10 protein-coding genes are annotated in these 9,852 nt (G+C 49.5%); 6 read left to right on the forward strand and 4 right to left on the reverse strand.

The annotated features are described in order from the left end of the window. Window positions 1-923, forward strand: a 923-nt coding sequence (locus ACWA6V_RS10895; RefSeq protein WP_449522510.1) for a tetratricopeptide repeat protein, incomplete at its 5' end; no start/stop codon positions are given. Between the two features lie 22 nt (window positions 924-945). Here ACWA6V_RS10895 and ACWA6V_RS10900 read toward each other — a convergent pair. The 3 genes from ACWA6V_RS10900 to ACWA6V_RS10910 form a co-directional block, all read right to left on the reverse strand. After that, window positions 946-3,513 carry a sensor domain-containing protein gene (locus ACWA6V_RS10900; RefSeq protein ID WP_449522511.1) on the reverse strand — a complete coding sequence of 856 codons (2,568 nt, stop codon included), beginning with the start codon at window positions 3,511-3,513 and terminating at the stop codon, window positions 946-948. A 195-nt stretch (window positions 3,514-3,708) separates the two neighbouring features. Beyond that, window positions 3,709-3,930 (reverse strand): SlyX family protein, encoded by a 222-nt coding sequence (locus tag ACWA6V_RS10905; protein ID WP_449522512.1) that lies wholly within the window; start codon window positions 3,928-3,930, stop codon window positions 3,709-3,711. Next, entirely contained in the window at window positions 3,923-5,119 is a 1,197-nt protein-coding gene (locus ACWA6V_RS10910) for a serine hydrolase domain-containing protein (RefSeq protein ID WP_449522513.1), read from the reverse strand. The genes ACWA6V_RS10905 and ACWA6V_RS10910 overlap by 8 nt, the downstream gene beginning before the upstream one ends. 100 nt (window positions 5,120-5,219) lie before the next feature. Here ACWA6V_RS10910 and yciH point away from each other — a divergent pair, with 100 nt between their 5' ends. From yciH to ACWA6V_RS10930, 4 genes are all read left to right on the forward strand, one after another. Beyond that, window positions 5,220-5,549, forward strand: a complete 330-nt coding sequence (gene yciH / locus ACWA6V_RS10915; RefSeq protein WP_449522514.1) for a stress response translation initiation inhibitor YciH — start codon at window positions 5,220-5,222, stop codon at window positions 5,547-5,549. Window positions 5,550-5,551: 2 nt separating this feature from the next. Continuing rightward, on the forward strand, window positions 5,552-5,773 hold the full coding sequence (locus ACWA6V_RS10920) for a DUF3820 family protein (RefSeq protein WP_049629270.1): 222 nt from the start codon (window positions 5,552-5,554) through the stop codon (window positions 5,771-5,773). 74 nt (window positions 5,774-5,847) lie between these two features. Then, the gene (locus tag ACWA6V_RS10925; RefSeq protein ID WP_449522515.1) at window positions 5,848-6,384 is read left to right on the forward strand and encodes an energy transducer TonB; all 537 of its coding nucleotides are present in this window, start codon (window positions 5,848-5,850) and stop codon (window positions 6,382-6,384) included. 112 nt (window positions 6,385-6,496) lie between these two features. Next, the gene (locus ACWA6V_RS10930; protein WP_449522516.1) at window positions 6,497-6,823 is read left to right on the forward strand and encodes a rhodanese-like domain-containing protein; all 327 of its coding nucleotides are present in this window, start codon (window positions 6,497-6,499) and stop codon (window positions 6,821-6,823) included. A gap of 52 nt (window positions 6,824-6,875) precedes the next feature. Here ACWA6V_RS10930 and ACWA6V_RS10935 read toward each other — a convergent pair whose 3' ends face one another. Further along, window positions 6,876-8,198 (reverse strand): hypothetical protein, encoded by a 1,323-nt coding sequence (locus ACWA6V_RS10935; protein ID WP_449522517.1) that lies wholly within the window; start codon window positions 8,196-8,198, stop codon window positions 6,876-6,878. A gap of 159 nt (window positions 8,199-8,357) precedes the next feature. Between ACWA6V_RS10935 and ACWA6V_RS10940 the strand changes: the two genes are divergently transcribed. Next, the coding region (locus ACWA6V_RS10940) for a YgiQ family radical SAM protein (RefSeq protein ID WP_449522518.1) at window positions 8,358-9,852 on the forward strand (1,495 nt) is incomplete at its 3' end.

Here is a 9,852-nt window from a genome sequence, read left to right on the forward strand (position 1 = left end):
CCCGTGTTCCGCCGATTTTGGGTACCCCTGCCGCTGCGCAGCTGGCGCCCCTCTCTTTTAGCCGCCAGAACGAGCAGGAGGCTGACCGCATTGGTATGCAAACGATTGTTGAAGCAGGCCTTGACCCATACGCCGCCGCCGATATGTTCGAGCAGATGGTGCGCGCCAACCGCCTCAATCGCCGCCCACCGGAATACCTGCTCACCCACCCCGTCAGCGAAACCCGTGTGGCAGATGCGCGCAACCGGGCTATGCAATACGCACGTAAACCGATGGAAGATAATCTGGAATTCCAGCTGGTGCGTACCCGAGTAAGAGTCGGCGCCGAAGAGACACCGCAAATCGCAGCCCGAATGTTCAAAAGTGAATTGGATAAAGAAAGCGATAACCCGGATGCCAGCCGTTACGGATTGGTGCTGGCACTAACTGAAGCCAGCCAATTTGATGCCGCGCGCGATGCACTCGCACCGCTGCTGGAAAAAGACCCCACACGGATTACTTACCAAATTATGCGCTCCGATATTGAAATCGCCGCCGAGCGCTACAAGGCCGGATTGGAAATTCTGGAAACACAATTAAAGCAATACCCCGACAGCTACCCATTGATCATTCGCCACGCCGAAGCCTTAATGAAAGCGGGCATTTATCAACAGTGCGCGGATATTTTGGAGCGCTATTCGCGCAAACGCAGCAAAGACGACTATGTGTGGTACCTGCTGGCAGAGGTCAATGGCCTGGCGGGCAATATTCTTGGGGTACACGAAGCGCGGGCGGAATATTTTATTTTGAACGGTGTTTATGATCGCGCGCAAATTCAATTGCGCAATGCGCTAAAGCTGACACAAGGCAACGCTTATCGCACAGCATTGATTGAAGAGCGTTTGAAATACGTAGAAGCACAAATGCAAGCCGAAGGTTTCTAAGAGTTAACCACACAGCCATCAATCAGGATGGCTGTTTTATCCAACCCGATTCGACAATCCATTCATCAGCGTTAATAACTGCCATCGGCCGGCCAATAAAATAACCCTGGGCCTCATCGCACCCCATTTCACTCAGGCGCGCCAACAAGGCTTCATTCTCTACGCCTTCTGCCACCACCGTTAAACCCAGATTGTGGGCGAGATGGATAGTGGAATTAACGATCAACTCATCTTGCAAATCTTCCAGCATATTACGCACAAATGAATTGTCGATTTTCAGTGTTTGCACTGGCAAACGCTTGAGATAGGCCAGCGATGAATAACCTGTACCGAAATCATCAATCGCCAAATGTACGCCCAACTCATGCAATGCATCCAGATTGCGAAGTGCGCGCGTTGGGTCGGTCATGATCGAACTTTCAGTAATTTCCAATTCAAGCCTTGATGCTGGCAGCTTGTACTTCACCAATAAGCGTTCCACCAACTTGGTAATATTGTCATCCATTAAATTGCGCGCCGATAAATTCACCGCAATGCTCAATGACATGCCCTGATCTTGCCAACGGCGGCACTGCTCGATCGCTTTTTCCAACACCCACGCCGTGAGCTGGTGAATTAAACTGGTTAATTCGGCGATGGGAATAAAATCTGCAGGGGGAACAAATCCTAATTCAGGATGAATCCACCGAATCAGGGCCTCAAAACCATAACAACGCTGCTCATCCAATAACACTTTGGGTTGGTAATAAAGACACAATTGGTTTTCGCGAATAGCGCGCCCCAACTCACTCACAATCGCCAAGCGTTTGGTTGAATGCGGGTCATATTCAGGGCTGTAAATCGACAATCCCAGCATTTGCCCTTTAGCGTAATACATAGCGATATCGGCATAACGCATTAATGCATGATGATCTTGCGCTTGCTGTGGTGATATAGCGATACCGATACTCGCTGAAATTTGCGTGGTAAAACCATCCAGATCAAATTCCTGTGCAAGCGCATCGAGTAGACGATGACCAAATACCACTGCTTGATGGGTACTGCGAATACGAGGTAAAAACACCGCAAATTCATCACCACCCAAACGCGCTACAGTGCCTGGCACTTCGGACATTTCGTTGGCCAAGCGTGGGCCGATTAATTGCAATAAATGATCGCCCACGTTGTGCCCTAGCGTGTCATTGATCTCTTTAAAACGATCCAGATCGATTAATAAGAGCGCGCTGATTTGGTCTGCGCTGCGCTGTGCAAAACACTCCTCCATGTCCGCGTAAAGTTTTTCGCGATTGGGCAATGCGGTGAGCGAATCGTGAAAGGATTGGTAGCGCAGTTTATCTTCGTAACGTTTGCGCGCTGTAATATCTTTGGTGGTACCCCATACACGTTTGAGAAAACCGTCTTCTACAATACCCGTGCAACAAATCTGGAAATAATAATTCTTACCGCGATGGTCCTGCCGCACTATATCGTGATCAATCATTTCATACTGATTGTTAACAAAGAAATGGATATCAAATACATAATTAGTTGAGCCACTTTCTATTAAGCCCATACCCAAAATATCGTCTAACGAATTGGCACCAAGCATGCTCAGTAAGACTTTATTGGCCTCAACCAAGCGAGCACTCTGGGCAATTTTTTTAACTTGGGCTTCCAGCTCTAGATCAATTGCAACTGGTGGTTGCATGTCGTAACACCAGATAGCTTCGGAACTATTGGTGATAAAGGCTTTGTAACTGGCTTCACTTTCCTGCAACGCGTCGCGTGCGCTTTTTTCGCGTGACAAATCCTGCAACTGTACCAGCACGCGTTCAGTATTACCCTGCCGATCGCGGATGGGTAAAAAACTTGCCCGGAAATATAAATTTTTATCACAAATAAAACGGCTGCGATGAATATTACCCAGCGAATAATTCATCTCCAGCGTTTGTATTAGCCCATCAAAATATACCGCACGAATCGCGGCATAAAGCTCAGGATCAGCGCAGACGCGCTTATCGCGCAAAATGGAATAAAATCCCGCTGCACTTTCCGCCTGGCGATGCGACAGATGAAACAACCGCTCCATCGCCTGATTCATATGCAACACAATACCGTGTCTATCGGTGATCAAACTAGGGATTGGGCTTTCGGCAAATAACCCGGACAAAAACTGCAATGCATATCCATCGCTCGGGCTAGCCAACCAGTGGCGGGCACTAATCACCATCCCTTCAAAGCGGCGACCCACAACATCTGAACCGGTTTGGAGACGCCCAACAAAACGTACGCGCGGCTCGCCTGCAATACCAACCAAACGCACATCGCACGAGCGCAACCGCTCTGTATCTTGATCCTGGGGATCAGCATTAAAAGATTGGAGAAAAAGGTATTTATCGGCTTTGGGTAAAAGCGATAACAAATCTGAAAGTTTGGATAATTCCGGGCCGGATTCAGTCAATGATTCAATGAGTTCTGGGGAGATATGTAGATCCCCACTAAAAACGTCCATATTCCAAGACGCAATGCTTGACGCATCCAACGCGTTTTCGATAGCGAGATCGCCCGGCAATTGGCTTGCCGGATCACTCGTTGAATTGGAATGCTGCATAGTGAATAAAATCGCCTTGTACTCAATTAAGACTTGTCAAATCCAAAGTGTAGACAAGAATTTTTTGAACGCGTCTTAATCAGGCATTAGTTCGCAGTTATTATTATTTATGCGAATTTGTGCGCCACACAGACCTATTGCAGTGTCAAGCGATTGCCCCAACAAAAGCTTGGGAAAAGTATCAACGATTAACTGTCAATAATGCGGCGGCCGGTCGTTCGTAATATCAGTTTCACCAGCTTGTGCCGGATCGCGCGCTAATTCATCTAGCCGCTGTGCCAGCAGGCGCATTTGCTGTTTCAATTGCACGATCTCGGCATCCTGTTTAGTGATCACATCATTCAATTGCGCAAGCGTATCCTCCTGATAAGCCACGCGGGTTTGCACATCAATTAATTGCTCTTCAATGTCAGACATTTTCCAACTCCAGAATGTGATAAGCCGCATCGATCAAACGCACTGCACGCTCGTCGATTAATAACCCCTGCCCCATGCGATGGGTCACGTAACCAAAACCCAGCTCAAAATCCGGATCTGCAAAACCAATACAACCGCCTGCGCCTGGGTGACCAAAGGCACGCGCACCGCGACCGTAGCGACAATCTGCGCGGTCATGTTGCGATAACATAAATCCGTGACTAAACCGCAGCGGCAAACCGAGCGTACGATCATCGTCAAACGTTTGCTCTTGCCAACATAGGGGCAATACCGATTCATCCAGTAAACGTTGCGACGCATTCGCCAAGGCACCATAAATAGTTGCCAGGGCACGAGCGTCTGCGTGGGCACCCGCTGCCGGAATTTGTGCCTGCCTCCATTCGCGCGAATTTGTCGCCGTCATCAAACTAATGGGATTGGAAAACGCGCGATTGGTAACACCGCGCGGATCGGCTTTCATTAATTTTCCCAACGCAATGCTATCGGCACCCGTCGAACTGGCCGCAACGCCTAACGGACGCTTAAGCGGGCCGGTATCGGCAATTGCATCCAGCAAATACTCAGGTAAACCGAAGTGACAATTCACTTGCAAAGGTTGGGCTACGCGCGCTTGGAAATAATCATTAAAACTTGCATAGCCGCTAGCGCGCTTAACCAGCTCACCCAAAATCCAACCAAACATAAACGGCGAATAACCCTGTGCTGTATCCGGTTCCCACCAAGGGATCTCAGCAGCAGCGGCTTGGGTCATCAAGCCCCAATTAAAAATCTGTTCGTTGGGGATATGCTGATGAAACGCAGACAACCCCGCGCGATGGCACAGCAACTGGCGCAGTGTGACTGTACCCTTGTCACCCTGTGCAAACTCCGGCCAAATACTGGCGACCGGCTCATCCAACCGCAATTTACCCTCGGCCACCAGCTGCAAAATACAGAGTGCAACCAGTCCTTTGCCCGCCGAAAAAATATTGACGAGGGTGTCCTCAGTCCAATCCGTTCGCTCCACTACCGCAAGTTTATTACTGCGCTGCCCAGCACAAATATTCACCACCAGCTCACCGCGATGTACCAGCGCCAAACCAGCTCCCTCCTCGCCCATTGCAAAATTAGCGGCAAAGGTATCGACAAGCGGTTGCCACAGCGGCAACCATTGGCCGTTAATTGTCATAGATCGATCTCTTTAAAACGCATTATCGGTAAAAAAGTTGCGCGCATTCTACCAGTGCCCGCGGTTAGAATTGGCAGCTTGTTTCCCGTGAGCCGTCATCATGAGCAAAGATAAAAATTCCCGCCTCGTCTATTCCACCGAGACGGGCCGTATCAAAGAAGATAAACCCGCCACTAGTATTCCGCAGGGCGACGGCATAGTACGTATCCGCCGCGAGACTGCGGGACGCAATGGCAAAGGTGTCACCACCATTACCGGCGTGCCACTCGATGAAGCCAAATTAAAAGACCTCGCCAAAGCCTTGAAAGTCACCTGCGGTGTGGGTGGGTCTTTGAAGGACGGGGTGATCGAAATCCAGGGCGACCAGCGCGATAAACTCAAAGCCGAGCTGGAAAAGCGCGGCTTCACAGTAAAATTAGCGGGTGGCTGATCGTGGACGAATTTCCTTTTGATCCCCAACTATTAAAAGAATTAGTCACAACCCCCATGCCCTATGGCAAGTACGCAGGCCACGTGATTGCCGATATTCCCGAACATTATTTAATGTGGATGGGTCGCGAAGGCTTCCCCAAAGGCAAACTCGGCCAGCTGCTGGGGTTGATGTATGAAATCCGCTTGAATGGTTTGGAACCCTTGCTCAAACCACTGAGATAAGGCTGGCCTATTTTTTGCAAAACCCCTGTCAACGAACCAAAACCGCCGTTTTTCTGACAGAGGGGCAATAGCAAATGAATAACGAGCTTTTTCTACAATTAACTGACACTTCCTTAAAAATTGGTTTGGGTGCGTTGATTGCCGCCGTTACCGCATGGGTAGTGCTGCGCAAAAGCAATCAGCAACCCGTCAACAGCGCCCGCGACAACCGCCGCCTGCAAATTCTGGAAGAAGTATCCACCCAGGTCGGCACGGTTACCCATATCTTCGCCAAATATTCGTCACTGGTCGTAGAATCCATCCAATTTGGTGAGCGCTGGCCGCAGGCACGCCGCATCGAGCTGGATGCAGTCAATACCGAACTAGTGGCTGAATTTAAAAAACTGGCCGAAGCTGAAGCGAAATTATTGATGCTGGGCGAGAAGAATCTGGAGCGCAGCTTGCGTTTGTACGGTGCCAAAATTGCGGTCTACCGCAAACAGGTTTACATCGGCCGCAAGGATATTTCACTTGAACAGATCACCGCGCTGAAAAATACCATCGTGCAAGTGCGCGAACAGTTCTACGATATGCTCAGCCGCAAATACGACCGATTGTTGGCTAGCGCCTAACCGCCAAAAACCAGCCAGCAAAAAACAATAGACTACGCCCGCTCTTGCGGGCGTAGTTGTTTATGCATCTCGAAAAGACTATAAAAGTGGAACACTACCAAAGGAGATTGCTATGCTGCGCCGTCTTAGTTACTTACTTATTACAGGTTTCATGCTGATTATGTCTAGCCTCACCCTTGCCAACGATATTTGGATCGATGTCCGTACCGCCGATGAATTTAATACGGGTCATCTTGCAGGTGCCGCCCATATTCCCTACGAAGAAATTGCTGCGCGCATCAGCGAAGTCACTACCGATAAAGATGCAACCATCCACCTTTACTGCCGCTCCGGTAACCGCTCTGGTATCGCACAGCAAACCTTGCAGGCGATGGGATTTAAAAATACGGTGAATGAAGGTGGTTATGAGGCGCTAGTACAACATGGAGGAAAAAAATAACCTCCGGTTGCGTCAATTTCATATTGACGCAACTACTTATCATTATGGCTTGTCACACTTCAGAATCATCGTTAAACGGGAGCTGTCTGTCCCGAATGTTCTTTTTATGATTCTCTTCTTTGGTTCTTCGTAGAAAGGTTACAAAAATTCTGCACAGCAACCCTAAAAACATCACTAAAGCTCCGCCGATAATCATCCAGGACTTGGCCTGATCACTCCATCCGCCTTCGCGCCGATTAGCCATTTCAACCACATCCGCAATAGTCGCATTCACAGGGGCAGTTGAATTCATATCAACCGCTTGGCGCCCTTGTGCGAAGGTACTACCTGGGACATTCATCATCCCGGAACCGATAACAGTAGTCCCCAAATCAATTGCGCCCAGTAGCGTATCCACCACGCGCCCTTTTTTGAATGCTTTAATGACAGCAGGCGCGAGAGCAAACAAAGAGCCAACCACTATTGCAGCAAATGTCGCCCAACCGATAGAGGTGACATTCAAAAAAGTCCCCAAAAACGCCGCTACCATTGCACCAAGAATAGTGGCCACGCCTGTGATAGTTGACCAACCGCCAAGCCTTTGGTGAATCCCATCATTTTTTTCCAGTATTTGCGCCTGCTGTTTTTGATACCATTTATCCGCTTTGCGATTTTCTTTTTGTTTCTTATTACTTAACTGACGCCGTCTTATCGGTTGAGAATCCACACGCTCAAGAGCGCCACCGGTAGAATCGTGCATTTCAATACGAGTCTCATCAGAATCTTGCGAAGATCCAGATCGAGAGGGAACGCCCGAGCTATTAATCTGCAGATTATTCTGCGGTGGCTGAACATCATCCTGTTTCACATCATCTGAGTTCGCGTGTGTGTTTGATGGTGCACTCACCTTCGGGGAATCCTTTTCTACCGCATCAGATTCTGACTCACTCGATGATTGCGATTTAACAGCACCCTGCTCGCTCGTGACCACATCCTGCCGCAGCGACGCCCGACTGAGCTCACCCGTATTTTGTTCGTACACATCCCCTTCGTTAAATGAGCCATCGAGTGTATGGGGTAATGGGAATGCATCAGTATCACTGCTACTACTTGTACCCCTAACCCAATCACCGCTTGTGTAAGTCCATTTGGTCAATTGTGCAACCGGTGTAGATGAAAAAGCGCCTTGCACCACGCCGCCCTCGGCTGGTGATTGTATGGCTGCTTGTAGCTGACGCAGGGCAAGATTTCTGGGGCTATTAACCACCATATCCTGTGCTCGCAATTGCCCACGGGAGCTAACCCGGTTATCAACCAATTGCGATGAACGACTATCAAGCTCTTGCCAGTCCTTCGCAGACTGCCTATTTGTTTTACGTATGCTGCTGTATCCCATATGAGCCTCAGTAAATTAAGCAATTCTTGCTCTCAAAACGCGAGCTTAGCAGATACTACAGCGGACCCACTATTGGTCAGGCCTCAGATTAAAGCTGTATACCCAATCAAGTTTCTGGGACAATACCCACCTGATTCTTACCCAGCGCAGTACCCAAGCATGAACAGCACCGCCAAACACCTTTTCTCCTATCCGAAACCCAATATCCACAGCACGGCTAAAACCTACAAGCCCGCGCCTTTTCTGCCGATGAGCCGTGCAGAGATGGACAAGCTGGGTTGGGAAACCTGCGACATTATCGTCGTCTGCGGCGATGCCTACGTGGATCACCCGAGTTTTGGTATGGCGGTGATTGGCCGGTTTCTCGAATCCCAAGGGTTCCGCGTGGGGATTATCGCGCAGCCCGACTGGCGCAGTGCCGAACCCTTTAAAGCGCTCGGCAAACCCAACCTGTTTTTTGGCGTAAGCGCGGGCAACATGGATTCCATGATCAACCGCTACACGGCCGACCTGCGTATGCGTTCCGACGATGCTTATACTCCCGGTGGCCAAGGTGGCAAACGCCCCGACCGCGCAGTAACTGTTTATAGCCAACGCTGTAAAGAAGCCTACAAAGACGTGCCAATTGTGCTCGGCGGTATCGAAGCCAGTCTGCGTCGGATCGCCCAATATGATTACTGGAGCAATGAAGTACGCCGCTCGGTATTGATCGACGCAACTGCCGATATTTTGTTGTACGGCAACGCCGAGCGCGCGATTGCCGAAGTGGCGCATTCACTTGCCGCCGGCAAAAGCATTAAAGAACTGGATAGTATTCGCGGTACCGTGGTTATCAAAAAAGAACCGCCTGCAGGCTGGACGGAAATTGACTCCACACGCATCGATTGGCCGGGCAATATCGATAAGCTACCCAATCCCTATGAATACCAACACAATGCAAAATCCGTAGTGGATGCTGCGCAAACGGATATCAACAATTCGCAGATCGGTTTACGCCAACTCGACCCGGAAACAATGGCGGAGCAAATCGCAGCATTGAATCCGGAAGCAGCCGAACAACTGAAGACACAAGGCTGCCCGGCACAAGGGATTGAAAGCGAAAAAGCATTCGACCCCAATGAACCGCAACCCATTCGTATTATTCCCATGCCACTGCAAAACCGCAGTGAAATGATGGACGCTGAAAAAGTGTACGTACGCCTGCCCTCCTTCGACAAAGTAAGGAATGATCCGATTTTGTATGCGCATGCATCGCGAGTTTTGCATCAGGAAGCAAATCCGTACAACGCGCGCCCGATGATTCAAAAACATGAAAACCGCGAAGTCTGGATTAACCCGCCACCAATTCCATTGGAAACCGATGAGCTGGATGGCGTATTTGATTTACCTTACGCACGCGTGCCGCATCCAGTTTATGGCAAGCAAAAAATTCCCGCCTACGACATGATTAAAACCTCGGTGAATATCATGCGCGGTTGTTTTGGCGGCTGTACCTTTTGTTCCATCACCGAACATGAAGGCCGCATTATCCAAAGCCGTTCGCAGGAATCAATTCTCAAAGAAATTGAAGATATCCCCGATAAGGTGCCGGGCTTTACCCGCCATATTTCTGACTTCGGTGGCCCTACTGCGAACATCTATCCCCTTACCTGCA

It is taken from the genome of Cellvibrio sp., from assembly GCF_053579595.1.